Origin of the sequence: Pseudomonas furukawaii (assembly GCF_002355475.1) — a bacterium.
Taxonomy (GTDB): domain Bacteria; phylum Pseudomonadota; class Gammaproteobacteria; order Pseudomonadales; family Pseudomonadaceae; genus Metapseudomonas; species Metapseudomonas furukawaii.
Map to the genome: position 1 here is coordinate 2,174,782 of NZ_AP014862.1, position 25,520 is coordinate 2,200,301.

Consider the following 25,520-nt stretch of genomic DNA (forward strand, 5'->3'; position numbering starts at 1 on the left):
ACGTCTGTTTGCCGGCTGTTTCTGGCGGGTGACTTCTGTAAATCGAGCCACTAGAATGCATGCCCTTGATTCTGGGGCCGGAACGGCCGGTTTATGTCTGTGCAACGAGGATTATCCATGCAAGTTTCTGTAGAAAGCACCTCCGCTCTTGAGCGCCGCATGACCATCGGCGTGCCGGCCGAGCGCGTCGAGAACGAAGTGACCAAGCGCCTGCAGCAGACTGCCCGTCGCGCCAAGGTAGCCGGTTTCCGTCCGGGCAAAGTGCCGATGAGCGTCATTCGCCAGCGCTATGAAGATTCCGCTCGTCAGGAAGTCCTGGGTGACCTGATTCAGTCCTCCTTCTACGAGGCCGTGGTGGAGCAGAAGCTGAACCCAGCCGGCGCTCCGTCCGTCGAGCCGAAAGCCTTCGAGAAAGGCAAGGACTTCGAGTTCGTCGCCACCTTCGAGGTATTCCCCGAGTTCCAGCTCGCCGGTTTCGACGGTATCGCCATCGAGCGTCTGCAGGCCGAGGTTGGCGATGCTGACGTCGACAACATGCTGGATATCCTGCGCAAGCAGAACACTCGTTTTGAGGCTGTCGAGCGTGCCGCCGAAAACGGTGACCAGCTGAACATCGACTTCGTCGGCAAGATCGACGGCGAAGCCTTCGCTGGTGGCTCCGCCAAGGGCACCCTGCTGGTCCTGGGCTCCGGTCGCATGATCCCGGGTTTCGAAGAGGCTCTGGTGGGCGTCAAGGCCGGTGAAGAGCGGGTGATCAACCCGGTATTCCCCGAGGATTACCAGAACCTGGATCTGGCCGGCAAGACTGCCGAGTTCACCGTGACCGTGAACAGTGTGTCCGCGCCCCAGCTGCCGGAGCTGAACGACGAGTTCTTCTCCCTGTTCGGCATCAAGGAAGGCGGTCTGGAAGGCTTCCGTGCCGAAGTTCGCAAGAACATGGAGCGTGAGCTGCGCCAAGCCACCAAGTCCAAAGTGAAGAACCAGGTGATGGACGGTCTTCTGGCGGCCAACCAGGTCGAGGTGCCGAAGGCACTGATCGGCAACGAAGTGAATCGTCTGCGTGTGCAGGCTGTCCAGCAGTTCGGTGGCAACATCAAGCCCGATCAACTGCCGGCCGAGCTGTTCGAGGAGCAGGCCAAGCGTCGCGTTGTCCTGGGGCTGATCGTGGCTGAAGTGGTCAAGCAGTTCGAGCTGAAGCCTGACGAAGCCCGCGTTCGCGAGCTGATCGAGGAAATGGCTTCCGCTTATCAGGAGCCTGAGCAGGTTGTGGCCTGGTACTACAAGAACGACCAGCAGATGAACGAAGTGCGTTCTGTTGTGCTGGAAGAACAAGTTGTAGATACTGTCCTGCAGAAGGCCAACGTAACCGACAAGTCGGTTTCCTACGAAGAGGCAGTCAAGCCGGCGGAAGCTCCGAAAGCCGATTGATTGATCCGCCTCCTTCGAATACACCATAAGCCAGCCTCCGAGCTGGCTTATGCGTCTTTGAGACATGACTATCCAGTTAGGGAGCGATCGCAGGACATGTCCCGCAATTCTTATATTCCTCAAATGCCTGACATCCAAGCCGCCGGCGGCCTCGTGCCGATGGTGATCGAGCAGTCCGCCCGTGGTGAGCGTGCCTACGATATCTACTCGCGCCTGTTGAAGGAGCGGGTGATCTTCCTGGTGGGCCCGGTGGAGGACTACATGGCCAACCTGGTGGTAGCCCAGTTGCTGTTCCTCGAGGCCGAGAACCCTGACAAGGATATCCACCTCTACATCAATTCCCCGGGTGGCTCCGTGACTGCTGGCATGTCGATCTATGACACCATGCAATTCATCAAGCCCGACGTGTCCACGATCTGCATCGGCCAGGCCTGCAGCATGGGTGCGCTGCTCCTGGCGGGCGGTGCGGCCGGCAAGCGTTACTGCCTGCCCCATTCGCGGATGATGATTCACCAGCCCCTGGGCGGTTTCCAGGGCCAGGCTTCGGATATCGAAATCCATGCCCGGGAAATCCTTACCATTCGTGAGCGCCTGAACAAGATCCTTGCCGACCATACCGGCCAGCCGATCGATGTCATCGCCCGTGATACCGACCGCGACAACTTCATGAGTGGTGATGAGGCAGTGAAATATGGCCTGATCGACCAGGTGCTCAACAAGCGCCAGCTCGCGAGCTAAGCCCTTCCGCAAGACTTCGGCCGGAAATATCCGGCCGTTTCGCGGGGTTGAAAATGCCCGCATTTGCCTTCATCTTGTGTTTCAAGCCTACCCCGATTGGATCGATCGAATGACTGACACCCGCAACGGCGAGGACAACGGCAAGCTGCTTTATTGCTCCTTCTGCGGCAAGAGCCAGCACGAAGTACGCAAACTGATTGCCGGTCCCTCCGTATTCATCTGCGACGAGTGCGTCGACCTGTGCAATGACATCATCCGCGAGGAGGTGCAGGAAGCCCAGGCCGAGAGCAGTGCGCACAAGCTGCCGGCACCGAAGGAAATCCGCACCATCCTTGACCAATACGTCATTGGCCAGGAGCGGGCGAAGAAAGTGCTCGCGGTCGCGGTGTACAACCACTACAAGCGCCTGAACCAGCGTGACAAGAAGGACGATGTCGAGCTGGGCAAGAGCAATATCCTGCTGATCGGCCCCACCGGTTCGGGCAAGACCCTGCTGGCTGAGACCCTGGCCCGTCTGTTGAATGTTCCTTTCACCATTGCTGACGCGACCACCCTGACCGAGGCTGGCTACGTGGGTGAGGACGTCGAGAACATCATCCAGAAATTGCTGCAGAAGTGCGATTACGATGTCGAAAAGGCCCAGATGGGCATCGTCTACATCGACGAGATCGACAAGATTTCCCGCAAATCGGACAACCCGTCCATCACTCGCGACGTTTCGGGCGAGGGCGTGCAGCAGGCGCTTCTGAAGCTGATCGAGGGTACCGTTGCGTCGGTGCCGCCTCAGGGCGGTCGCAAGCACCCGCAGCAGGAGTTTCTTCAGGTCGACACCCGCAATATCCTCTTCATTTGCGGTGGCGCGTTCGCCGGTCTGGAGAAGGTCATACAGAACCGTTCTACTCGTGGCGGCATCGGCTTCAATGCCGAGGTGCGTAGCAAGGAGCTCGGCAAGAAGGTGGGCGAAGCTCTCCGAGAGGTCGAGCCGGAAGATCTGGTCAAGTTCGGCCTGATTCCGGAGTTCGTTGGGCGTCTGCCTGTCATTGCCACCCTCGACGAACTGGACGAGGCGGCCTTGATGCAGATCCTCACCGAGCCGAAGAATGCGCTGACCAAGCAGTACGCCAAGCTCTTCGAGATGGAAGGCGTTGACCTGGAGTTCCGTCCGGACGCGCTGAAAGCGGTCGCCCATCGTGCCCTTGAGCGCAAGACCGGCGCACGTGGCCTGCGTTCGATCCTCGAAGGCATCCTGCTCGAAACCATGTACGAGATCCCGTCCCAGACGGAGGTCAGCAAGGTGGTCATCGACGAAAGTGTTATCGAAGGCACCTCTCAACCTCTGTTGATCTACGAGAACAACGAGCAGCCTGCAAAGGCAGCGCCTGACGCTTGATGAAACAAAGGGGCCTCCGGGCCCCTTTGCATTTCCTGCCTGAACGCTTGTTTTTTCCCGGACCTAACCCCATCTTAGGCTCAAGGGCATTCCCATTCGTTTACGGCCTGAGGGCCGCCGTAGAGCTGATACCATGAATACGACCACTGAATTACCCCTCCTGCCATTGCGCGATGTAGTGGTTTATCCGCACATGGTGATCCCGCTGTTCGTGGGGCGTGAAAAGTCGATCGAGGCGCTGGAAGCCGCGATGACGGGGGACAAACAGATACTCCTGGTCGCCCAGAAGAACCCCGCCGACGATGATCCGGGTGAAGACGCCCTGTACCGTATGGGGACCGTCGCCACCGTATTGCAACTGCTGAAGCTGCCTGATGGCACCGTCAAGGTCCTCGTCGAAGGGGAGCAGCGTGGTGCCATCGAACGCTTCATCGAGGTGGACGGTCACTGCCGCGCCGAAGTCAGCCTGGTCGATGAGGTGGACGCGGGTGAGCGCGAGTCCGAAGTGTTCGTCCGCAGCCTGCTGAGCCAGTTCGAACAATACGTCCAGCTGGGCAAGAAGGTGCCGTCCGAGGTGCTGTCATCGCTGAACAGTATCGACGAGCCGGGTCGCCTGGTGGATACCATGGCGGCCCACATGGCGCTGAAGATCGAGCAGAAGCAGGAGATCCTCGAGCTCACCGACCTGGCTGAGCGCGTCGAGCACGTCCTGGCGCTGCTGGATGCGGAGATCGACCTGCTACAGGTGGAAAAACGCATCCGCGGCCGCGTCAAGAAGCAGATGGAGCGCAGCCAGCGCGAGTACTACCTGAATGAGCAGATGAAGGCCATTCAGAAAGAGCTGGGCGATATCGACGAAGGGCACAATGAGATCGAGGAGCTGAAAAAGCGTATCGATAGCGCTGGCCTGACGAAAGAGGCCCTGGCCAAGGCCAATGCGGAACTGAACAAGCTGAAGCAGATGTCGCCGATGTCCGCCGAGGCCACTGTGGTTCGTTCCTATATCGATTGGCTGGTCAATGTGCCCTGGAAGGCTGAGAGCAAGGTGCGTCTTGACTTGGCCAAGGCAGAGGAAATCCTGGATGCCGACCATTACGGGTTGGAAGAGGTCAAGGAACGTATCCTCGAGTATCTCGCCGTCCAGAAGCGAGTGAAGAAGGTCAAGGGCCCGGTACTGTGCCTGGTCGGCCCGCCCGGCGTCGGCAAGACCTCCCTGGCGGAGTCCATCGCTCGTGCCACCAACCGCAAGTTCGTGCGCATGGCCCTGGGGGGCGTGCGGGACGAGGCCGAGATCCGCGGTCACCGCCGTACATACATCGGTTCCATGCCGGGTCGTCTGATCCAGAAGATGACCAAGGTAGGCGTGAGGAACCCGCTGTTCCTGCTGGACGAGATCGACAAGATGGGCAGCGACATGCGCGGCGATCCCGCGTCGGCGTTGCTGGAGGTCCTCGACCCTGAGCAGAATCACAGCTTCAACGATCATTATCTCGAGGTCGACTACGACCTGTCCGACGTGATGTTCCTCTGCACCGCCAACTCCATGAACATCCCCGCGCCACTGCTGGACCGCATGGAAGTGATTCGCCTGCCGGGGTATACCGAAGACGAGAAGGTCAATATCGCCGTCAAGTACCTCGCGCCCAAGCAGACCAAGGCCAACGGCCTGAAGAAAGGCGAGCTGGAGTTCGAAGAGGACGCCATTCGCGACATCATTCGCTACTACACCCGTGAGGCTGGTGTTCGCAGCCTGGAGCGTCAGATTGCCAAGGTCTGTCGCAAGGCGGTGAAGGAGCATGCTCGCGAGAAGCGTTTCGCCGTGAAGGTCACTGCGGAGTCCCTGGAACACTTCCTTGGGGTTCGCAAGTATCGCTATGGCCTCGCCGAGCAGCAGGACCAGATCGGCCAGGTCACGGGTCTGGCCTGGACCCAGGTGGGTGGCGAGTTGCTGACCATCGAGGCTGCCGTGGTTCCCGGTAAGGGCCAACTGACCAAGACCGGCTCTCTGGGCGATGTCATGGTTGAGTCCATCACCGCAGCCCTGACCGTGGTGCGCAGTCGCGCCAAGAGCCTGGGCATTCCGGCGGACTTCCACGAGAAGCGCGATATCCATATCCATATGCCGGAAGGGGCGACGCCCAAGGATGGCCCGAGCGCAGGCATCGGCATGTGCACTGCATTGGTTTCCGCCATGACCCAGATTCCGGTACGGGCCGATGTGGCCATGACTGGGGAGATCACCCTGCGTGGTCAGGTACTGGCCATTGGTGGTCTGAAAGAAAAATTACTGGCAGCGCATCGCGGTGGAATCAAGACCGTGATCATTCCCGAAGAGAATGTGCGCGACCTGAAAGAAATTCCCGAAAATATCAAGCAAGACTTGGCGATTAAACCCGTTAAATGGATTGACGAGGTCCTGCAAATTGCGCTGCAATACGCCCCGGAGCCCTTGCCCGATGCGGCTCCGGAGATGGTTGCAAAGGATGACAAGCGCGAGACTGATTCCAAGGAGCGAATCAGCACGCATTAGCCGGGGGGCTTTCTTGACACAATTTTTGAGCCCTTGTTATAAGAGCGGCTCTTATGTGTCAGCAAGCCATCCAGCACCCGCTTTGCTTACACCAAACAACTAAGAAACAACTCAACAGAAATAAGGGGACTTAAGAGTGAACAAGTCGGAACTGATCGATGCCATCGCCGCATCTGCTGACATCCCGAAAGCTGTAGCTGGCCGTGCGCTGGACGCAGTTATCGAATCCGTTACTGGCGCTCTGAAGGCTGGTGACTCCGTGGTGCTGGTTGGCTTCGGTACTTTCGCTGTTAAAGAGCGCGCTGCCCGTACCGGCCGCAACCCGCAGACTGGTAAGCCGATCAAGATCGACGCTGCCAAGATCCCTGGCTTCAAAGCTGGTAAAGCTCTGAAAGACGCCGTCAACTAAGCGTCTTTCGGGCTTTGCCCGACCGGGTTGGGTTCAGCCTGGCCCGATAGCGGAGCAGTGGCAGAGAAGGTTCCTTCCTACCACCAGTGAGGTTGAGTCTCAGGCCCCGCAAGCTACGAGAAGGCGCATCCTAGGATGCGCCTTTCTCATATTCGGATACTCTACCCGCGTTACTCGGCTGCGATCCCAAGCGGCCGTTTCTGGGGGACCCATGCTGCAAAACATCAGGGACAATTCACAGGGGTGGATTGCCAAAACCATCATTGGCGTCATCATCGCGCTGCTGGCACTGACCGGATTCGACGCCATCTTCAACGCCACCAGCAATCGCCAGAGTGCGGCCGAGGTCAATGGCGAGGAGATTTCCCTCGACCAGCTCAACGAGGCGATGAACCTCCAGCGTCGTCAGCTGCAGCAGCAGTTGGGTCAGGACTTCGATGCCTCGCTGTTGGATGAGAACCTGCTGCGCGATGCTGCCCTCAAGGGGTTGATCGAGCGCAAGCTGCTGCTGCAAGGCGCCGAGAAGGCCGGTTTCAGGTTTTCCCAGGCTGCGATCGACCAGCTCATCCTGCAAACGCCGGAGTTCCAGGTGGACGGCAAGTTCAATGCCGACCGCTTCGATCAGGTCATTCGCCAGATGAACTACAGCCGCCTGCAGTTCCGCCAGATGCTCGAGCAGGAAATGCTGATCGGCCAGCTGCGCGCCGGCCTGGCGGGCAGTGGTTTCGTCACTGACGCCGAAGTCCAGGCGTTCGCCCGTCTCGAAAAGCAGACCCGCGACTTCGCCACCCTGACCCTGAAAGCCGACCCGGCTGCGATCCAGGTCTCCGCCGAGGAGATCAAGGCTTACTACGACGGTCATGCCGATCAGTTCAAGAGCCCCGAGCAGGTAGTCGTCGAGTACGTCGAGCTGAAGAAGTCCGCGTTCTTCGACCAGGTCGAGGCCAAGGAGGAAGATCTCCAGGCCCAGTACCAGAAGGAGATCAGCAACCTCGCCGAGCAGCGTCATGCCGCCCACATCCTGGTAGAGGTCAGCGACAAGCTGAACGAAGAGCAGGCCAAGGCCAAGATCGATCAGGTCAAACAGCGTCTGGAGAAGGGTGAAGATTTCTCCGCCCTGGCCAAGGAGTTCTCTGATGACTCCGGTTCCGCTGCCGATGGTGGTGACCTTGGCTTCGCCGGTCCCGGGGTCTACGAACCGGCTTTCGAGGAGTCGCTGTACGCCCTCAAGGACGGCGAGGTTTCCGCGCCGGTTCGCACCCAGTACGGCTGGCACCTGATCAAGCTGCTGGGCGTGCAGGCGCCTGAAGTTCCGAGCTTCGAGAGCCTGAAACCCAAGCTGGAGCAGGATCTCAAGGCCCAGCAGGTAGAGCAGCGTTTCGTCGAGGTCAGCAAGGAGCTGGAAGATGCCGCATTCGAGGCTTCCGACCTGGCCCAGCCGGCCCAGGAGCTGGGTCTGGATGTGAAGACCAGTGCCCCCTTCGGTCGCGAGGGCGGCGAAGGCATTACCGCCAATCGCCAGGTCCTGCAGGCGGCCTTCAGCACTGAAGTGCTGGAAGACGGCGCCAACAGCTCGGCCATCGAGCTGGATCCGGACACCGTCGTGGTGCTGCGGGTCAAGGAGCACAAGAAGCCTGAGCAGCTCGAACTGGACAAGGTCAGCGACAGCATTCGCCAGCATCTGGTCGCCGAGAAGGCCGCGGATGCGGTGAAGGCCAAGGGTGAGGCCCTGATGGCCAGTCTGCGCGAAGGCAAGACGCCGATCGAGCAGGCGCAGGACGGGCAGGCCTGGCAGGTGGTGGAAGCCGCTACTCGCAGTCAGGAAGGTGTGGAGCCCGTGTTGCTGCAGACCCTGTTCCGCATGCCCAAGCCCACTGCCGCCGATAAGCCCGAGTTCGCGGGTGTGAAGCTGAATAACGGCGACTACGTGGTGATCCGCCTGAACGGCGTCAACCAGTCCGATGCGCCGCTGTCGGAGCAGGAGAAGGCGATGTACAGCCGATTCCTGGCATCCCGCAGTGGTCAGCAGGATTTCTCCGCCTTCCGCCGTCAGTTGGAAGAGGCTGCGAAGATCGAGCGTTTCTGATCCTCGTCGCTGAATGAAAAAGGCCGCTAGATGCGGCCTTTTTCATTCATTCCGGAAGCAAGGCAGAGGTCTTGTTCCCGCCATGAAAAAGCCCGCGCCTTGGCGCGGGCTTTTTCATCACCGGTGACTATCAGTCTTCGATGTTGCCCATGGCGGTGGTGTTGAAGCCGCCGTCCACGTACATGATCTCACCGCTGATGCCCGAGGCCAGGTCGGAGCAGAGGAAGGCGCCGGCGTTGCCGACCTCCTCGATGGTCACGTTGCGGCGCAAGGGAGTCTGCTTCTCGTTGGCGGCGAGCATCTTGCGGAAGCTCTTGATGCCGGACGCGGCCAGGGTGCGGATGGGGCCGGCGGAGATGGCATTGACGCGGGTACCTTCCGGACCGAGGCTGCCGGCCAGATAGCGGACGCCGGCCTCCAGGCTGGCCTTGGCCATGCCCATGACGTTGTAGTTGGGCATGGTGCGCTCGGCACCCAGGTAGGACAGGGTCAGCAGGCTGCCATTGCGGCCTTTCATCATCTCGCGGCCGGCCTTGGCGAGGGCCACGAAGCTGTAGGCGCTGATGTCGTGGGCGATACGGAAACCTTCGCGGGTGGTGACTTCGGTGAAGTCGCCGTCCAACTGGTCGCCCGGGGCGAAGCCAACGGAGTGGACGATGCAGTCAAGGCCGTCCCACTTCTTGCCGAGTGCCTCGAAAACGGCGGTGATGTCGTCGTCATTGGCCACGTCGCAGGGGAAGCACAGTTCCGCGCTGGAGCCCCAGCCTTCGGCGAACTCCTCGACCCGACCCTTCAGTTTTTCGTTCTGGTAGGTGAAGGCGAGCTCGGCCCCTTCGCGGTGCATGGCTGCAGCGATGCCCGATGCGATGGACAGTTTGCTGGCTACGCCAACGATCAGTACGCGCTTACCGGCGAGAAAACCCATGTGCTTTCATCCTCTTCTGGTTAATGGGCAGTTTCCGGAGCCAGGAATGCGGCTTCCAGCAACTGCTTCGTATAGCTGTGCTGCGGGTTGGCGAAGATGGCGTCGGCCGGACCCTGTTCGACCACCTGTCCGTGCTTGATCACCATCAACTGGTGACTCAGTGCCCGGACCACCGCCAGATCATGGCTGATGAACAGGTAGGTCAGGTCGTACTTGGTCTGTAGCCTGCGCAACAACTCCACTATCTGGCGCTGAACCGTCCGGTCGAGCGCCGAAGTGGGCTCGTCCAGCAGGATCAGTGCCGGTTTCAGCACCAATGCGCGGGCAATGGCAATCCGCTGCCGCTGCCCGCCGGAAAACTCGTGGGGGTAGCGGTGCCGGGTTTCCGGATCCAGTCCTACCTCCAGGAGCGCGTCGATGATGGCCTGTTCCTGCTCCGCTTCGGTACCGATGCGGTGGATTCGCAATCCCTCGCCAACGATCTGGCCCACACACATGCGTGGGCTGAGGCTGCCGAAGGGGTCCTGAAAGACCACCTGCATCTCGCGCCGAAACGGCCGCACTTCCTTTTGCGAGATCCCATCCAGGGCCTGACCCTGGAAATGGATGCCACCGCGACTGCTCAGCAGTCGCAGGATCGCCAGGCCCAGGGTGGACTTGCCGGAACCGCTTTCGCCCACGATGCCCAGGGTCTGGCCCCGGGGCAGGCTGAAATTGATGCCGTCCACTGCCTTGACGTGATCCACGGTGCGCCGCAACAACCCCTTCCTGATGGGGAACCAGACCCGGAGGTCCTTCACTTCCAGCAAGGGCGGGCCCTGTTCGGTGTCCGCCGGCCGGCCCGAAGGCTCAGCGGCAAGGAGTTCCCGGGTGTAGGGATGCTGCGGTGCCTCGAACAGCTCATCACACGACGCTTGTTCGACGATGCAACCGCGCTGCATGACACATACGCGGTGCGCAATTCTGCGCACCAGGTTGAGATCATGACTGATCAGCAGCAACGCCATGCCCAGTCGCGCTTGGAGCTCCTTCAGCAGCTCGAGGATTTTCAGCTGCACCGTCACGTCCAGGGCGGTGGTGGGCTCGTCGGCGATCAAGAGCTCCGGCTCGTTGGCCAGGGCCATGGCGATCATCACCCGTTGGCGCTGGCCGCCGGACAGTTCATGGGGGTAGGCCTTCAGCCGCTTGTGCGGCTCTGGAATGCCCACCAGCTCCAGCAGCTCCAGGGTGCGCCGGGTGGCCGCCTTGCCGGTCAGGCCCTTGTGCAGGCCCAGCACCTCGTTGATCTGCTTCTCGATGCTGTGCAGCGGATTGAGCGAGGTCATGGGCTCCTGGAAGACCATGGCGATGCGGTTGCCCCGAATGCCCCGCAATCGGCTTTCCGGCAGCTTCAGCAGGTCCTTGTCGCCGTAACGGATGCTTCCCCGGGGATGGCGGGCCAAGGGGTAGGGGAGCAGGCGCAGGATCGAGTGGGCGGTCACCGACTTGCCGGAGCCGCTTTCGCCCACCAGCGCCAGGGTTTCGCCCTTGCGGATGTCGAAGCTGACGTCCTGTACCACGCACTGCGCCTTGTCGCCGGTGACGAATTCGACGGCAAGGTCGCGGATTTCAATCAGGTTCTCGCTCATCTCACTTCCTTGGGTCGAAGGCGTCGCGGGCGGCTTCGCCGATGAACACCAGCAGGGTCAGCATGATCGCCAGCACCATGAAGGCGGAGATGCCGAGCCAGGGCGCCTGCAGGTTGGACTTGCCCTGGGCCACCAGCTCTCCGAGGGAGGGCGCGCCCGGTGGCAGGCCGAAGCCGAGGAAGTCCAGCGCGGTCAGGGTGCCGATGGCGCCGGTGAGGATGAACGGCATGAAGGTCATGGTGGAGACCATGGCGTTGGGCAGGATGTGGCGGAACATGATGGCGCCGTTCTGCATGCCCAGGGCGCGCGCGGCCCGCACGTACTCCAGGTTGCGGCCCCGGAGGAATTCGGCGCGCACCACGTCCACCAGGCTCATCCAGGAGAACAGCAGCATGATGCCCAGCAGCCACCAGAAGTTCGGCTGGACGAAGCTGGCCAGGATGATCAGCAGGTAGAGCACCGGCAGGCCGGACCATATTTCCAGGAAGCGCTGGCCGGCCAGGTCCACCCAGCCACCGTAGAATCCCTGCAGGGCGCCGGCGGTGACGCCGATGATGGAGCTGAGCAGGGTCAGGGTCAGGGCGAAGAGCACCGAGACGCGGAAGCCGTAGATCACCCGGGCCAGCACGTCCCGGCCCTGGTCGTCGGTGCCCAGCCAGTTCTCTGCCGAAGGTGGCGCGGGCGCGGGGACCTTCAGTTCGAAGTTGATGGTGTCGTAGCTGAAGGGGATGGGTGCCCAGATCATCCGGCCGCCAGCGGACTCGATCAGTTCGCGGATATAGGGCGTCTTGTAGTTGGCTTCCAGCGGGAACTCGCCGCCGAAGGTGGTTTCCGGGTACCGCTTGGCGAAGGGGAAGTACCACTGGCCCTCGTAGCTCACCGCCAGCGGCTTGTCGTTGGCGATCAGCTCGGCGCCCAGGCTGAGGATGAACAGCACCAGGAACAGCCAGAGCGACCACCAGCCGCGTTTGTTGGCCTTGAAGCGCTCGAATCGCCGTCGGTTGATGGGGGAGAGCGCCATGTTCAACCCTCCCGGCTTTCGAAGTCGATGCGCGGATCGACCAGGGTGTAGGTGAGATCGCCGATGAGTTTCACGACCAGTCCCAGCAGGGTGAAGATGAAGAGGGTGCCGAAGACCACCGGATAGTCGCGGTTCAGGGCGGATTCGAAGCTGAGCAGGCCCAGGCCGTCGAGGGAGAAGATCACCTCGATCAACAGCGAGCCGGTGAAGAAGATGCCGATGAAGGCGGCGGGAAAGCCCGCGATGATGAGCAGCATGGCGTTGCGGAACACATGCCCGTAGAGCACCCGCCGCTCCGACAGGCCCTTGGCCCGGGCGGTGACTACGTACTGCTTGTTGATCTCGTCGAGGAAGCTGTTCTTGGTCAGCAGCGTGAGGGTGGCGAAGTTGCCGATCACCAGGGCTGTCACCGGTAACGCCAGGTGCCAGAAGTAGTCGAGGATCTTGCCGCCGAGGCTGAGTTCGTCGAAGTGGTTCGAGGTCAGTCCACGCAGGGGGAACCAGTCGAAATAGCTGCCGCCGGCGAAGAGCACGATCAGCAGGATGGCGAAGAGGAAGGCGGGAATGGCGTAGCCGACGATGATGGCGGTGCTGCTCCAGACGTCGAAGGCGCTGCCGTGGCGCACCGCCTTGGCGATGCCCAGGGGGATCGACACCAGGTACATGATCAGGGTGCTCCAGAGCCCCAGGGAGATGGACACCGGCAGCTTCTCGAGGATCAGGTCGGTGACCTTGGCGTCGCGGAAGAAGCTGGTACCGAAGTCCAGCTTCAGGTAGTTGGTGATCATCAGCCAGAAGCGTTCGTGGGCCGGCTTGTCGAAGCCGTACATGCGCTCGATTTCCGCCACCAGCTCCGGGTCCAGGCCCTGGGCGCCCCGGTAGTTGGAGCTGGCCGTGGCGACTTCGGCGCCGCCACCGGAGATGCGCCCGGTGGCGCCTCCCGCGGCGGCGTCGAAGCCCTCCAGCTTGGCGATCATCTGCTCCACCGGGCCGCCGGGGGCGGCCTGGATGATGATGAAGTTGACCAGCAGGATGCCGAATAGCGTGGGAATGATCAGCAGCAGGCGGCGCAGGATGTAGGCGAGCATTTACTGGGCATCCGGCTCGGTGGGGGAGGGCGCGGGTTGGCTAGCAGGTTCCGTGCCCGGTTTCCGCCACCAGGTCATCAGGCCGTAGTCGTACTTGGGCGGGGTGGCCGGCCGCTGGAGATGGTTCCAGTAGGCCACCCGGTAGCTGTCCACGTAGTAGTTGGGCACCACGTAGTGGCCCCAGAGCAGCACCCGGTCCAGGGCGCGGGCGTGGTCGATCAGGGATTGCCGCGAGTCGGCGCGGATCAGCGATTCCACCAGGGCGTCGATGGCGGGATCACGCAGGCCGATGAAATTGCGGCTGCCGGGGCTGTCGGCGCTGCGGGAATGCCAGAACTCCATCTGCTCGTTGCCCGGCGAGTTGGACTGGCCCCAGGTGGCGGGAATCATGTCGAAGTCGCGGGAGCGCAGGCGGTTGATGTACTGCGACACGTCCACACGGCGGATGGTGAGGTCGATGCCGAGTTCCGCCAGGTTGCGCTTGAAGGGCAGCACCACGCGCTCCAGGTTGGCCTGGGCGGTGAGGAATTCGAAGGCCAGGGGCTTGCCGTCCGGGCCCACCATGCGGTCGTTCTCGATCTTGAACCCGGCTTCGGTGAGCAGTTGGTAGGCGCGTCGCTTCTGTTCGCGGATGATGCCGCTGCCGTCGCTGACCGGCGGCTGGAACACCTGGGTGAAGACCTCGTCCGGTACCTTTCCGCGCAGCGGTTCGAGGATCTTCAACTCCGCTTCGGTGGGCAACTGGTGCGAGGCCATTTCGGAGTTCTCGAAGAAGCTGCTGGTGCGCTTGTAGGAGCCGAAGAAGAGTTGCTTGTTGGCCCATTCGAAATCGAACAGCAGGGCGATGGCCTCGCGTACCCGGCGGTCCTGGAATATCGGGCGGCGGATGTTGAAGGCGAACCCCTGCATGCCGGTGGGATTGCGGTTGGGCAGGGCCTGCTTGATGATCCGGCCCTCCTCCAGGGCCGGGCACTGGTAGCCGGTGGCCCAGTCCTTAGCGGAGTACTCCAGGTTGAAGTCGAACTGCCCGGCCTTGAAGGCTTCCAGGGACACCGACATGTCGCGGTAGTAGTCCACCGTCACGCTGTCGAAGTTGTAGTAGCCGCGGTTCACCGGCAGGTCCTGGCCCCACCAGTCCTTGACCCGTTCATAGCGAATGGAGCGACCGGCGCTGACCTTGGCGATGCGGTAGGGGCCGCTGCCAAGGGGTGGTTCCAGGCTGGTCTCGCTGAACTTGCGGTTCTCCCACCAGTGTTTGGGCAGCACCTGGATCTGGCCGAGGATCAGCGGTAGCTCACGGTTGCCTGGGTGCTTGAAGTCGAAGCGCACCCGCTGGCTGTCTTCGGCCTCCACCTTGGCGACGTCGGCGTAATAGTGGCGGTACATGGGGTCGCCGTGCTTGACCAGGGTCTCGAAGGTGAAGACCACGTCATCCGCCGTTACCGGCTTGCCGTCATGGAAACGCGCCTTCGGGTTCAGGTAGAAGCGCACGTAGCTGTTGTCCGGCGCCTTTTCGATCTTCTCCGCCAGCAGGCCGTACTCGGTGAAGGGCTCGTCGGGGGAGTGGTAGGTCAGGCTGTCGTAGATCAGGCCCACCTGGTCGGCGGCGTTGCCTCGGGGAATGAAGGGATTGAGGCTGTCGAAGCCACCCAGGCCTGCCAGCCGCAGGTCTCCACCCTTGGGGGCGTCGGGGTTGACCCAGTCGAAGTGCTTGAAATCGGCGGGGTACTTGGCGGGCTCATCGTAGAGGGTGATGGCGTGGCGGGGTTCGGCCAGGGCCAGTCCGGCCAGTGACAGCAGCAGAGCGCCGCAGCCTTGCAGGCAACGGGTGCGCAGCGTTTTGCTCATCGGGCGTTCTCCGTGGGCTTCAGCCACCAGGCTCGCAGGCCCAGGGTATAGGGCGGCGTGGTGACGAAGGCGAACCGGTTGCGGTACGCCAGGCGGTGATAGTTGATGTACCAGTTGGGGATGCCGTAGTGCTCCCAGAGCAGGGTACGGTCCAGCGCCCGGGCGGCGGCCAGTTGTTCGTCACGGTTCTGGGCGCCGAGCAGCTTCTCGATCATCTCGTCCACCACCGGGTTGGCGACACCGGCGTAGTTCTTGCTCCCTTTCACTCCCACCTGGCTTGAGTGGAAGTAGAGCGATTGCTCCAGGCCCGGGCTCAGGGTCTGTGGCAGGGTCATCAGGATCATGTCGTAGTCGAAGTGGTCCAGGCGCTGCTTGTACTGGGCGCGATCGACGGTACGCAGGCTCGCGTCGATGCCGATGCTCGCGAGGTTCTCGCGATAGGGCTGGAGGATGCGTTCGAGGTTCGGGTTGACCAGCAGGATCTCGAAGCGCAGCGGCTGGCCGCGATCGTTCACCAGGCGCTGGCCCGAGAGCTTCCAGCCGGCATCGGCCAATAGACCCAGTGCTCGGCGGAGGGTTTCCCGAGGAATGCCGCGGCCTTGGGTGGTCGGCACGGTGAAGGGCTGGGTGAAGAGGGCGTCCGGCAGTTCCTTGCGGTGCGGCGAGAGCAGCAGCCATTCGTGGCCTTCGGGCTTGCCCACGGCGCTGAACTCGCTGTTGGGGTAGTAGCTGGTGGCGCGCATGTAGGCGTTGTTGAACAGGGTGCGGTTGGTCCACTCGAAATCGAACATCAGGCCCATGGCCTCGCGCACGCGACGATCCTTGAACACCGTGTGGCGGGTATTCATGAACAGCGCCTGGGTCTGGGTCGGGATCTGATGGGGAATCTCCGCGCGGATCACCTCGCCGCGGGCGATGGCGGGGAAACGATAGCCGTTGGCCCAGTTCTTCGCCTGGTGCTCGATATAGAAGTCGAATTCGCCGGCCTTGAAGGCTTCGAAGGCGACGTTGCTGTCACGGTAGAACTCCACTTCCACCCGATCGAAGTTGTACTTGCCCTTGTTCGCCGGCAGATCCTTGCCCCACCAGTCCTTGACCCGTTCGAACACCAGGCTGCGGCCAGGCCGGACCTCGGTGATCCGATAGGGCCCGCTGCCCAGCGGCGGCTCGAAGGTGGTGGCCTTGAAGTCGCGGTCCTTCCAGTAGTGCTGCGGCAGGACAGGCATTTCGCCCAGGCGCAGGATCAGCAGGGGGTTGCCGGCGCGCCTGAGCACGAAGCGAATGCGGTGGCGATTGAGGATGTCGACCCGCTTCACTTCCTGCAGGCTGGTGCGGTACTGGGGATGGGCGTCCTTGACCAGGGTGCGGTAGGAGAAGGCGACGTCGTAGGCGGTGATGGGGCGGCCATCGTTGAAGCGGGCCTCTTCCCGCAGGTTGAACACCACCCAGCTGCGATCCTCGCTGTACTCCACGCTACGCGCGATCAGGCCGTAGCTGGAGGCGGGCTCGTCACCGGACGGGTCGTACTGGCCCGTGCCCACCATCAGCGGCTCGTTCAACTCGCTCACCCCGTACTGCAGGAAGTTCGGGGTGGCCACGGGGCTGGTGCCCTTGAAGGTGTAGGGGTTGAGGGTGTCGAAGGTGCCGAAGGCCATCACGCGCAGGGTGCCGCCCTTGGGGGCAGCGGGATTGACCCAGTCGAAGTGATCGAAGCTCGCGGGGTACTTCAGGGCGCCGAACTGGGCGTAGCCGTGGCTCTCGACCAGATTGGCGAAGGAGGGTTGGGCCAGCAGGCTGATCAGCAGGAACGCAAGGCGACGCATCAGGCAGGTGTCCGATCCATGGCTATCGTGTCGGGCATGTAGGCGCAGGCCTCGCAGGCATGAAGGCGCTGGTGTCGGGCCAGCGGATTCGTGTCGTAAGTCACGCGCGGCAGGTGCGGCGGTGATCGCTGGCAAGTACAGTAACAGCTTGTACCGACAAGAAAAAAGGCCATTCCCAGGGGATCTGGCCATCATTCTGACAACACTTCTTGAATTTGTGTGGAGGGGCATGCCTTGGGTGAACGCAGCCATGGTCTGCAGTCATGGATCGACCGCCTCAACGAGGCGGAATTGCCCGCCCTGGCCGCGGTGGTGCAGGACCTGCACCGGATGGCCCGTGAAGATACGTCCTCGGTCCAGCAACTGGCCGACGTGCTGTTGCGGGACGCGACCCTGACCTCGCGGGTGCTGAAGGTCGCCAACAGCGTCTACTACAACCCCTCCCTCGAGCCCATCCGGACCATTTCCCGGGCCATCGTCCTGATCGGCTTCGAGAACGTGCGGCTCATCGGGCTGTCGGTCAGCCTGATCGACAGTCTCCTGGCCGGTGCGCCGCGTGAGCAGTTGCCCCAGTTGCTGGCCCGCTCTTTCCATGCGGCGGTGCAGGCGCGCAACATTGCCGGTTACCTGATGGCCCGCAGCCAGGAGGAGGTGTTCATCGCGGCGCTGCTGCACAACATCGGGGAACTGGCGTTCTGGGGCTGCGGTGACGAGCAGGCAGATGAACTGGCGGCGCTGCTGGCGCGTCCCGGCGTGGATGAGGAGGCGGCGGTTCGTGAGGTGCTGGGCACCAGCTTCCGCCAGCTCACCCTGGGCCTGGTGCGCAGCTGGAACCTGGGGGAGCTGGTCACCCTGGCCCATGGCACCTCCGTGAAGGGCGACCCGGCGGTGAAGTCGGTGAACCTCGGGATGCGCATCAGCGAAGCGGCCCTGGAAGGTTGGGACTCGCCCGCCATGACCGAGCTGGTGGGACGCCTCGCGGGCCTGCTGGGCGTCACCCGCGAGGAGGCCATGCGACAGGTCCTGGCCAGCGCCGACGAGGCGGTTAAGGTCGCCACCACCTTCGGTGCCAGCCGGCTCTGTCACCTGATTCCCCATACCGACCTGGAGCTGCTTCGCCGGGAGCGTGAGCAGCGTCAGACGAGCCTGCTGCAACCCGATCTCGCTGTTCTCCAGAGTGCGCTGCAGGAACTCGGGCTCCTGGTGTCCCGCAAGGCGAACATCAATCTGGTACTGGATGCCCTGTTCCAGGGATTGCACCAGGGCGCCGGATTGGAGCGGGTCATGGTGGCGGTGCTGGCCGACCAGCGCAGCCGTTTCAGCGTGCGCCGGGCGGTCGGCGAGGGGACCGGGCACTGGCAGGACGGTTTCTCCCTCGCGGCACAAGCGCCCGGCGAGCCCAACCTTTTCAGCTACGTACTCAAGAACCGTGAGGCTCACTGGATGGGCGTCCCCGCCAGTTACAGCCTCAACGACCTGGTGACGCGCGGCATGCGCGAGTGGCTTGGGCAGGGCATGTTCTTCATCGCGCCCCTGATGGCGGGAACCCGGGAGATCGGTGTGTTGTATGCGGACAGCCGGGTTTCCGGGCGGGCGCTGCGGCATGAGCAGTTCATCGCTTTCCAGCGCTTCGCGCAGATGGCGGGACGCTGTCTGGAGGCCATGGCGCAGAAGTAGGGGCCGAAATGCCGAGCCCTGTTTCGGCGCCCTCGGGGCGACGATCAGGGCAGGTAGAGGGTCAGCGTCTGTCCGGGCTTGAGGGCGCTGCCGCTGCGTGGATTCCAGCGCTGCAGGTGCTTCATCTCGACGTTGAAGCGTTTGGCGATCATGTACAGGGAGTCACCACGCCTGACCTTGTAGTAGGTCACCGACTCGCGACCCTGGCTTTTGCGCGTAGCGCTGGAGGCGCTGGCCACCTGGGCGGGGCCGCCTTGCAGCTTGAGGACCTGACCCGCCCGGAGGTGATTGCCCTTCAGGTTGTTCCAGCGCTTGATGTCCTTCACATCCACCTTGTATTGGCGGGCGAGGGTCCAGAGGCTGTCGCCGCTTCTCACCTTGTGGTTGCGAGTGACGGCGGGTGCGCTGGCCCGCGCGACGTTCTGGAACAGGGGCTGCTCGGGCTTCATGCCCGGTTCCATGGGGATGCTCAGTTGCTGTCCCACCCGCAGGTGGTTGCTGGAAAGGCCGTTGATTTCCTTGAGGGTCTTGACCGTCACGTGATAGCGGTTGGCGATGCCATGCAGGCTGTCGCCGTTGCGCACGCGGTACTGCTGCCAGTCCACCAGTTCCCGGGGTTTCATCAGGGCGAGGTTGGCGGTGAACTGCTCGGCCTTGTCGGTGGGCACCAGCAAGTGCTGTGGGCCGTCCAGGGTGATGCGCTTCTTGAACGCCGGATTGAGCTGGTACATCTCGTCGGCGTCGATGTTCGCCAGCTCCGCGGCTTGCGACAGGTCCAGGCGCTGCTGCTTGACTTCCACCACCTCGAAGTAGGGCTCGTTGGCGATGGGGTTCAGGTTCACGCCATAGGCTTCTGGCGCCATGACCAGCTGGGAGAGGGCCAGGAGCTTGGGCACGTAGTTCTGGGTTTCCTGGGGCAGCGGCAGGTTCCAGTAGTCGGTGGGCAGGCCGAGCTTCTGGTTGCGCTCGATGGCCCGGCTGACGGTGCCTTCGCCCGCGTTATAGGCCGCCAGGGCCAGCAGCCAGTCGCCGTTGAACATCTCGTGGAGGCGTTCCAGGTAGTTCAGGGCGGCATTGGTGGAGGCGGTGATGTCGCGACGCCCGTCGTACCAGTTGGTCTGGCGCAGGTTGTAGTGACGACCGGTGGCGGGGATGAACTGCCAGAGGCCGACCGCGTGGCTGCGGGAGTAGGCAAAGGGGTTGTAGGAGCTTTCCACCACCGGCAGCAGGGCCAGTTCGAGGGGCATGTTGCGCTCTTCCAGGCGCTCCACCACGTAGTGGATATAAAGGCTGCCGCGTTCGCTGGCGCTTTCCAGCACCGACGGCTTGCTTACATACCAGAGGCGCTGGCGTTCGACGCGGGGGTTTACGCCGATCTCCTCCTGCAGCTTGAAGCCGTTGCGCATGCGCTCCCAGATGTCCCGGGGTTCGGTTTCGGTCTCGGCCTCTTCCAGCCAGCGGGCCTGCTGCTGCATGGCCAGGGCACGGTCGGTGTCCTGGCCGGAATCATCCTTCTGGTCGGTGGTGGAACAACCGGCAAGGGTGGCGGCGAACACCACCACAAGCGCGCGCGCGGCTCGTGCCAATGCATCCAGGTCGAGGGTTCTGATCGGCGAAGACAACATCGGCTCTGAGGTTTTTCCGGCGCAAAAAGTTCGGCGATTCTAGAAACCGACCTGGGGGTGGTCAAGTTTTCACCAGTTCCGCGCCGTATCCGCGCTCCTTCAGAAGCTGTCCTTCCAGGCCCTCAGGGTGGCGAAAACCTCGGTGGGCGTAGCGTTGTCCCGTCCAGCCCGCTCGTCGGCCATTTGTTTAACGGATGTTTCATCGGCCCGCAGGAAGGGGTTGGTGGCGCGTTCCAGGGCGATGGTGGAGGGCAGGGTGATGCCACCGGCCTCGCGCAACCGCGAGAGTGCCTCGAAACGGGCGGCGGTGGCGGCGTTGCCGGGCTCTACGGCGCGGGCGAAGCGCAGGTTGCTCAGGGTGTACTCATGGGTGCAATACACCAGGGTCGTCTCGGGCAGGGCCGCCAGGCGGCTGAGGGAACGGTGCATCTGCTCTGGAGTCCCTTCGAATAGACGGCCGCATCCGGCGGCGAACAGGGTGTCGCCACAGAACAGCAGCGGGCGCTGCTGGTCTTCGTGGTAGTAGGCGATATGTCCGGCGGTATGGCCGGGCACGTCGAGGACCTGGAATTCCAGGCCCAGCACGAGGACCCGGTCCCCGTCTTCCAGGGCCTCGTCACGGACGGGGATCTGCTCCCGCGCGGGGCCCAGTACCCGGGCGCCAGAGGCTTCCTTGAGGCGGGCCACGCCCCCGACGTGGTCATGGTGGTGGTGGGTGACCAGGATGTCGGTCAGGCGCCAGCCGGGATGGGCTTCCAGCCAGGCCAGCACCGGCGCCGCATCGCCGGGATCGACCACGGCGCACGTGTGGCGGACCTCGTCCTGCAGCAGCCAGAGGTAGTTGTCGGAGAAGGCGGGGAGGGCATCGATCTTGATCATGAAGGGAGTCGCCAAGCAGGGAGCAATGGCGCATCTTAGGGCTCTGACGCAGGAGATTGCCATGACCGAAAACGCATTCGCCCAGGCCGACGCCGGCTGGCTGGAACTGATCGAGGACGCCCGCGCCTGGTTCTCCGGTCCCCTGGGCGGCCTGATGCTGTTCGAGGAACAGCGCCTGTTGGAGGACGAGTTGTCCCGCTACTTCGGTGGTTACCTGGTGCACTACGGGCCCCGGGCGGAGGTGCCTCCGGGGGCGAAGCAGATCCAGCGCAGCGTGCATCTGGGCGCGCCGCTGCCGGGGGTGGAAATCGCCTGCGAGGAGTCCGCCTGGCCTCTCGGGGAGCACGCCGCCGATGTGGTGGTGCTGCAGCATGGCCTGGATTTCTGCCTGTCGCCCCACGGGCTGCTGCGGGAGGCCGCACGCACGGTGCGTCCGGGCGGGCATCTGATCATCGTCGGGGTGAATCCCTGGAGCGCCTGGGGATTGCGTCACTACTTCGCCCAGGACGCCCTGCGCCAGGCCCGCTGCATTTCGCCCGCGCGGGTCAGCGACTGGCTCAACCTGCTGGGGTTCGCGCTGGAGAAACGCCGGTTCGGGTGCTATCGTCCGCCGCTCGCTTCGCCCGCCTGGCAATCGCGCCTGTCCCGGCTGGAGCGTTGGGGCGCCGCCGGACAGGGGTTCGGCGCGGGCTTCTATCTATTGGTGGCGCGCAAGCTGGTGATCGGCCTGCGGCCATTGCGACAGTCCCGGCGCGAGCCCATGGGCAAGCTGGTACCCATGCCGGTGGCGAAGGTCAGCCGGTGCGATTCGAAACACGAGGTTTGAGTGAGCGATCTGGTCGAGATCTATACCGATGGCGCCTGCAAGGGCAATCCCGGCCCCGGCGGCTGGGGCGCGCTGCTGGTCTACAAGGGGGCCGAGCGCGAACTCTGGGGCGGCGAGCCGGATACCACCAACAACCGCATGGAACTGATGGCCGCGATCATGGGCCTGGTGGCCCTCAAGCGTTCCTGCGAGGTGAAGATCATCACCGACTCCCAGTACGTGATGCAGGGCATCACCGAATGGATGCCCAACTGGAAGAAGCGCGGCTGGAAGACCGCCGCCAAGCAGCCGGTCAAGAATGCCGACCTCTGGCAGGCCCTGGATGAGCAGGTCAAACGCCACAACGTGCGTTGGCAGTGGGTGCGGGGTCATACCGGACATCCGGGCAACGAGCGCGCCGACCAACTCGCCAACCGGGGTGTCAGCGAGCTGTCCGCCCGCTAGAATCCCGCCCTCGCGGTCATTTCTTCGTACAGGTCCTGAACAATGCGTTACGTCGTACTCGATACCGAAACCACCGGCATGCCGGTCACCGATGGCCACCGGGTCATCGAGATCGGCTGCGTCGAGCTTGTCGGCCGTCGCCTGACCGGCCGCCACTTCCATGTGTACCTGCAGCCCGACCGTGAAGTGGACGAGGGCGCCATCGCGGTGCATGGCATCACCAACGAGTTCCTGGTCGGCAAGCCGCGCTTCAAGGATGTCGCCGATGAGTTCTTCGAGTTCATCAAGGGCGCCGAGCTCATCATCCACAACGCGGCGTTCGACATCGGCTTCATCAACAACGAATTCGCCCTGCTGGGCCAGTCCGATCGCAGCGACGTCACCGAGCACTGCACGGTCCTCGACACCCTGCTGATGGCGCGCGAGCGCCACCCGGGCCAGCGCAACAGCCTGGACGCCCTGTGCAAGCGCTACGACGTCGACAACTCCAACCGCGAACTCCATGGCGCCCTGCTCGACGCCGAGATCCTCGCCGACGTCTACCTGGCGATGACCGGTGGCCAGACCAATCTGTCCCTGGCGGGCGAGGGGGGCGATGGTGCCGGTGGCCGTCCGCAGGCGACGCCGATACGCCGTCTGGCCGCAGACCGTCCCCGTGGCCGGGTGATCCGTGCCAGCGAGGAGGAGCTGGCCGCCCACGCCTCGCGCCTGGCCGCCATCGAGAAGTCCGCCGGCGCTCCGGCCCTCTGGGTCCAGATGGAGAACCCGCCGGTGTCCTGATCCCGTCCGGGATTGCGACCATTAGTTACAACCGCTGGCAATGGGGGTTCCGCCCCCGTGGGTCAGCTTCTACCCTGAGGGCATAGGCGGCCGGGCCGCCCCCTCAGGACGCCACAATGTACAAAGAGCTCAAGTTCCCCGTTCTCATCGTCCACCGCGATATCAAGGCCGACACCGTCGCCGGCGACCGGGTTCGCGGCATCGCCCGCGAGCTGGAGCAGGACGGCTTCACCATTCTCTCCACCGCCAGTTCCGCCGAAGGACGCATCGTCGCGTCCACCCACCATGGCCTGGCCTGCATCCTGGTGGCCGCCGAAGGCGCCGGGGAGAACCAGCGGTTGTTGCAGGACATGGTGGAGCTGATCCGGGTGGCGCGGGTGCGGGCGCCGCAGTTGCCGATCTTCGCCCTCGGCGAGCAGGAGACCATCGAGAACGCTCCGGCCGACGCCATGGCCGACCTCAACCAGCTTCGGGGACTGCTCTACCTCTACGAAGACACGGTTCCCTTCCTTGCCCGCCAGGTGGCCCGCGCCGCCCGTAACTACCTGGAAGGCCTGCTGCCGCCCTTCTTCCGGGCGCTGGTGGAGCACACCGCCCAGTCCAACTACTCCTGGCACACGCCCGGGCACGGCGGCGGCGTGGCCTATCGCAAGAGCCCGGTGGGGCAGGCGTTCCACCAGTTCTTCGGGGAGAACACCCTGCGCTCGGACCTGTCGGTGTCGGTCCCCGAACTGGGCTCCCTGCTGGACCACACCGGCCCCCTGGCGGAGGCCGAAGCCCGCGCGGCGCGAAACTTCGGCGCCGACCACACTTTCTTCGTGATCAACGGCACTTCCACGGCGAACAAGATCGTCTGGCACTCCATGGTGGGGCGCGACGACCTGGTGCTGGTGGACCGCAACTGCCACAAGTCCATCGTCCACGCCATCATCATGACCGGCGCCATCCCGCTCTACCTGGCGCCGGAACGCAACGAACTGGGCATCATCGGTCCCATCCCCTTGAGCGAGTTCAGTCCCGAGGCCATCGCCGCCAAGATCGCGGCCAATCCCCTCGCCCGGGGACGCGAGCCCAGGGTGAAGCTGGCGGTGGTGACCAACTCCACCTACGACGGCCTCTGCTACAACGCGGAGCTGATCAAGCAGGCGCTGGGTGACTCGGTGGAGGTGCTGCACTTCGACGAAGCCTGGTACGCCTACGCCGCCTTCCACGAGTTCTACGATGGGCGCTACGGCATGGGCACCGCTCGCACCGACGACGGCCCGCTGGTGTTCAGCACCCACTCCACCCACAAGCTGCTGGCGGCCTTCAGCCAGGCCTCGATGATCCACGTGCAGGACGGTGGCGCGCGCCAACTGGACCGGCACCGCTTCAACGAGGCCTTCATGATGCACATCTCCACCTCGCCCCAGTACGGCATCATCGCCTCCCTGGACGTGGCCTCGGCCATGATGGAGGGCCCGGCGGGGCGCTCGCTGATCCAGGAAACCTTCGACGAGGCCCTGCGCTTTCGCCGCTCGCTGGCCAACGTCTGGCAGACCCTGGATGCCCATGACTGGTGGTTCGATATCTGGGAGCCGCCCCAGGTGGAAGGCGCCGAGGCGGTGGCCACCGGCGACTGGCTGCTGCAACCCGGCGCCGACTGGCACGGATTCGGCGACGTGGCGGACGACTACGTGTTGCTCGACCCGATCAAGGTCACGCTGGTCACCCCCGGCCTCGGCACCGACGGCACGCTGGGGGAGCGGGGCATTCCGGCGGCGGTGGTCAGCAAATTCCTCTGGGAGCGCGGCCTGGTGGTGGAGAAGACCGGCCTCTATTCCTTCCTGGTGCTCTTCTCCATGGGCATCACCAAGGGCAAGTGGAGCACGCTGCTTACCGAGTTGCTGGAGTTCAAACGGGGCTACGATGCCAACCAGCCCCTGTCCCAGGCCCTGCCGTCCCTGGCCGCCGAGCAGGGCGCGCGCTATGCCGGCATGGGCCTGCGCGACCTCTGCGACGCGCTGCACGCCTGTTACCGCGACAGCGCCACTCCCAAGGCGTTGCGGCGCATGTACATGCACCTGCCGGAACTGGCCATGAAACCTGCCGATGCCTACGACAAGCTGGTGCGCGGCGAAGTGGAGCCGGTGCCCCTGGACCGCCTGCAAGGGCGCATCGCCGCGGTGATGCTGGTGCCCTATCCGCCGGGCATTCCCCTGATCATGCCGGGCGAGCGTTTCACGGCGGAAACCCGCGCCATCGTCGACTACCTGGAGTTCGCCCGGACCTTCGACCAGTGCTTCCCCGGCTTCGATATCGACGTACATGGCCTCAATTGTCAGGAGAGTCCGTCCGGGCGCTGCTATACCGTGGACTGCGTCAGGGAGTAAGTC

19 protein-coding genes are annotated in these 25,520 nt (G+C 63.4%); 11 read left to right on the forward strand and 8 right to left on the reverse strand.

Annotated features, from left to right (window positions below; all coding sequences use genetic code 11):
* The first annotated feature begins 117 nt into the window (after positions 1-117).
* The 6 genes from tig to KF707C_RS10175 all read left to right on the forward strand — a co-directional run bounded on the left by tig (position 118) and on the right by KF707C_RS10175 (position 8,581).
* Positions 118-1,428 carry a trigger factor gene (tig, locus tag KF707C_RS10150; RefSeq protein ID WP_004422498.1) on the forward strand — a complete coding sequence of 437 codons (1,311 nt, stop codon included), beginning with the start codon at positions 118-120 and terminating at the stop codon, positions 1,426-1,428.
* 96 nt (positions 1,429-1,524) lie between these two features.
* Positions 1,525-2,166 (forward strand): ATP-dependent Clp endopeptidase proteolytic subunit ClpP, encoded by a 642-nt coding sequence (clpP, locus tag KF707C_RS10155; protein WP_004422500.1) that lies wholly within the window; start codon positions 1,525-1,527, stop codon positions 2,164-2,166.
* 109 nt (positions 2,167-2,275) lie between these two features.
* Positions 2,276-3,556, forward strand: a complete 1,281-nt coding sequence (clpX, locus tag KF707C_RS10160; protein WP_004422502.1) for an ATP-dependent Clp protease ATP-binding subunit ClpX — start codon at positions 2,276-2,278, stop codon at positions 3,554-3,556.
* A gap of 133 nt (positions 3,557-3,689) precedes the next feature.
* Positions 3,690-6,086 carry an endopeptidase La gene (gene lon, locus KF707C_RS10165; protein WP_004422504.1) on the forward strand — a complete coding sequence of 799 codons (2,397 nt, stop codon included), beginning with the start codon at positions 3,690-3,692 and terminating at the stop codon, positions 6,084-6,086.
* A 136-nt stretch (positions 6,087-6,222) separates the two neighbouring features.
* Entirely contained in the window at positions 6,223-6,495 is a 273-nt protein-coding gene (locus KF707C_RS10170; protein WP_004422505.1) for an HU family DNA-binding protein, read from the forward strand.
* 211 nt (positions 6,496-6,706) lie between these two features.
* Positions 6,707-8,581: a SurA N-terminal domain-containing protein gene (locus KF707C_RS10175; RefSeq protein ID WP_004422506.1), complete on the forward strand. Its 1,875-nt coding sequence runs from the start codon at positions 6,707-6,709 to the stop codon at positions 8,579-8,581.
* 130 nt (positions 8,582-8,711) lie between these two features.
* On the opposite strand, the gene fabI is transcribed toward KF707C_RS10175, so the two are convergent.
* Genes fabI through KF707C_RS10205 form a run of 6 tightly spaced genes read right to left on the reverse strand, consistent with a single transcriptional unit; the run spans position 8,712 to position 16,914 of the window.
* Positions 8,712-9,506: an enoyl-ACP reductase FabI gene (gene fabI / locus KF707C_RS10180; protein ID WP_004422508.1), complete on the reverse strand. Its 795-nt coding sequence runs from the start codon at positions 9,504-9,506 to the stop codon at positions 8,712-8,714.
* A 20-nt stretch (positions 9,507-9,526) separates the two neighbouring features.
* On the reverse strand, positions 9,527-11,134 hold the full coding sequence (locus KF707C_RS10185; RefSeq protein WP_004422510.1) for an ABC transporter ATP-binding protein: 1,608 nt from the start codon (positions 11,132-11,134) through the stop codon (positions 9,527-9,529).
* Between the two features lies 1 nt (position 11,135).
* Positions 11,136-12,155, reverse strand: a complete 1,020-nt coding sequence (locus KF707C_RS10190) for an ABC transporter permease (RefSeq protein WP_004422512.1) — start codon at positions 12,153-12,155, stop codon at positions 11,136-11,138.
* A gap of 2 nt (positions 12,156-12,157) precedes the next feature.
* Positions 12,158-13,243 carry a microcin C ABC transporter permease YejB gene (locus KF707C_RS10195; protein ID WP_004422513.1) on the reverse strand — a complete coding sequence of 362 codons (1,086 nt, stop codon included), beginning with the start codon at positions 13,241-13,243 and terminating at the stop codon, positions 12,158-12,160.
* Positions 13,244-15,091, reverse strand: coding sequence for an extracellular solute-binding protein (locus KF707C_RS10200; protein WP_004422516.1), 1,848 nt, complete (start codon positions 15,089-15,091; stop codon positions 13,244-13,246).
* Entirely contained in the window at positions 15,088-16,914 is a 1,827-nt protein-coding gene (locus KF707C_RS10205) for an extracellular solute-binding protein (RefSeq protein ID WP_004422518.1), read from the reverse strand. Before KF707C_RS10205 ends, KF707C_RS10200 begins: the two co-directional genes overlap by 4 nt.
* 234 nt (positions 16,915-17,148) lie before the next feature.
* On the opposite strand from KF707C_RS10205, the gene KF707C_RS10210 reads away from it, so the two are divergent.
* Positions 17,149-18,591 (forward strand): HDOD domain-containing protein, encoded by a 1,443-nt coding sequence (locus tag KF707C_RS10210; protein WP_004422519.1) that lies wholly within the window; start codon positions 17,149-17,151, stop codon positions 18,589-18,591.
* Positions 18,592-18,635: 44 nt separating this feature from the next.
* Here KF707C_RS10210 and KF707C_RS10215 read toward each other — a convergent pair whose 3' ends face one another.
* Positions 18,636-20,216, reverse strand: a complete 1,581-nt coding sequence (locus KF707C_RS10215; protein WP_004422520.1) for a lytic transglycosylase — start codon at positions 20,214-20,216, stop codon at positions 18,636-18,638.
* Positions 20,217-20,315: 99 nt separating this feature from the next.
* Positions 20,316-21,095, reverse strand: a complete 780-nt coding sequence (gene gloB / locus KF707C_RS10220; protein ID WP_004422522.1) for a hydroxyacylglutathione hydrolase — start codon at positions 21,093-21,095, stop codon at positions 20,316-20,318.
* Positions 21,096-21,156: 61 nt separating this feature from the next.
* On the opposite strand from gloB, the gene KF707C_RS10225 reads away from it, so the two are divergent.
* From KF707C_RS10225 to KF707C_RS10240, 4 genes are all read left to right on the forward strand, one after another.
* Positions 21,157-21,921 (forward strand): class I SAM-dependent methyltransferase, encoded by a 765-nt coding sequence (locus KF707C_RS10225; RefSeq protein WP_004422523.1) that lies wholly within the window; start codon positions 21,157-21,159, stop codon positions 21,919-21,921.
* A complete protein-coding gene (rnhA, locus tag KF707C_RS10230) occupies positions 21,922-22,365 on the forward strand; it encodes a ribonuclease HI (protein WP_004422525.1) in 444 nt (147 codons plus the stop codon).
* Positions 22,366-22,407: 42 nt separating this feature from the next.
* Positions 22,408-23,145 carry a DNA polymerase III subunit epsilon gene (gene dnaQ, locus KF707C_RS10235; protein ID WP_004422527.1) on the forward strand — a complete coding sequence of 246 codons (738 nt, stop codon included), beginning with the start codon at positions 22,408-22,410 and terminating at the stop codon, positions 23,143-23,145.
* Between the two features lie 116 nt (positions 23,146-23,261).
* Positions 23,262-25,517: an Orn/Lys/Arg family decarboxylase gene (locus KF707C_RS10240; protein WP_004422529.1), complete on the forward strand. Its 2,256-nt coding sequence runs from the start codon at positions 23,262-23,264 to the stop codon at positions 25,515-25,517.
* The last annotated feature ends 3 nt before the right edge of the window (positions 25,518-25,520 follow it).

Excerpts from the sequence above, each read along its gene's own strand:
- tig (WP_004422498.1), top strand. The coding sequence starts at position 118 with ATGCAAGTTTCTGTAGAAAGCACCTCCGCTCTTGAGCGCCGCATGACC.
- clpP (WP_004422500.1), top strand. The coding sequence starts at position 1,525 with ATGTCCCGCAATTCTTATATTCCTCAAATGCCTGACATCCAAGCCGCC.
- clpX (WP_004422502.1), top strand. The coding sequence starts at position 2,276 with ATGACTGACACCCGCAACGGCGAGGACAACGGCAAGCTGCTTTATTGC.
- lon (WP_004422504.1), top strand. The coding sequence starts at position 3,690 with ATGAATACGACCACTGAATTACCCCTCCTGCCATTGCGCGATGTAGTG.
- KF707C_RS10175 (WP_004422506.1), top strand. The coding sequence starts at position 6,707 with ATGCTGCAAAACATCAGGGACAATTCACAGGGGTGGATTGCCAAAACC.
- fabI (WP_004422508.1), bottom strand. The coding sequence starts at position 9,506 with ATGGGTTTTCTCGCCGGTAAGCGCGTACTGATCGTTGGCGTAGCCAGC.
- KF707C_RS10185 (WP_004422510.1), bottom strand. The coding sequence starts at position 11,134 with ATGAGCGAGAACCTGATTGAAATCCGCGACCTTGCCGTCGAATTCGTC.
- KF707C_RS10190 (WP_004422512.1), bottom strand. The coding sequence starts at position 12,155 with ATGGCGCTCTCCCCCATCAACCGACGGCGATTCGAGCGCTTCAAGGCC.
- KF707C_RS10195 (WP_004422513.1), bottom strand. The coding sequence starts at position 13,243 with ATGCTCGCCTACATCCTGCGCCGCCTGCTGCTGATCATTCCCACGCTA.
- KF707C_RS10200 (WP_004422516.1), bottom strand. The coding sequence starts at position 15,091 with ATGAGCAAAACGCTGCGCACCCGTTGCCTGCAAGGCTGCGGCGCTCTG.
- KF707C_RS10205 (WP_004422518.1), bottom strand. The coding sequence starts at position 16,914 with ATGCGTCGCCTTGCGTTCCTGCTGATCAGCCTGCTGGCCCAACCCTCC.
- KF707C_RS10215 (WP_004422520.1), bottom strand. The coding sequence starts at position 20,216 with ATGTTGTCTTCGCCGATCAGAACCCTCGACCTGGATGCATTGGCACGA.
- gloB (WP_004422522.1), bottom strand. The coding sequence starts at position 21,095 with ATGATCAAGATCGATGCCCTCCCCGCCTTCTCCGACAACTACCTCTGG.
- KF707C_RS10225 (WP_004422523.1), top strand. The coding sequence starts at position 21,157 with ATGACCGAAAACGCATTCGCCCAGGCCGACGCCGGCTGGCTGGAACTG.
- dnaQ (WP_004422527.1), top strand. The coding sequence starts at position 22,408 with ATGCGTTACGTCGTACTCGATACCGAAACCACCGGCATGCCGGTCACC.
- KF707C_RS10240 (WP_004422529.1), top strand. The coding sequence starts at position 23,262 with ATGTACAAAGAGCTCAAGTTCCCCGTTCTCATCGTCCACCGCGATATC.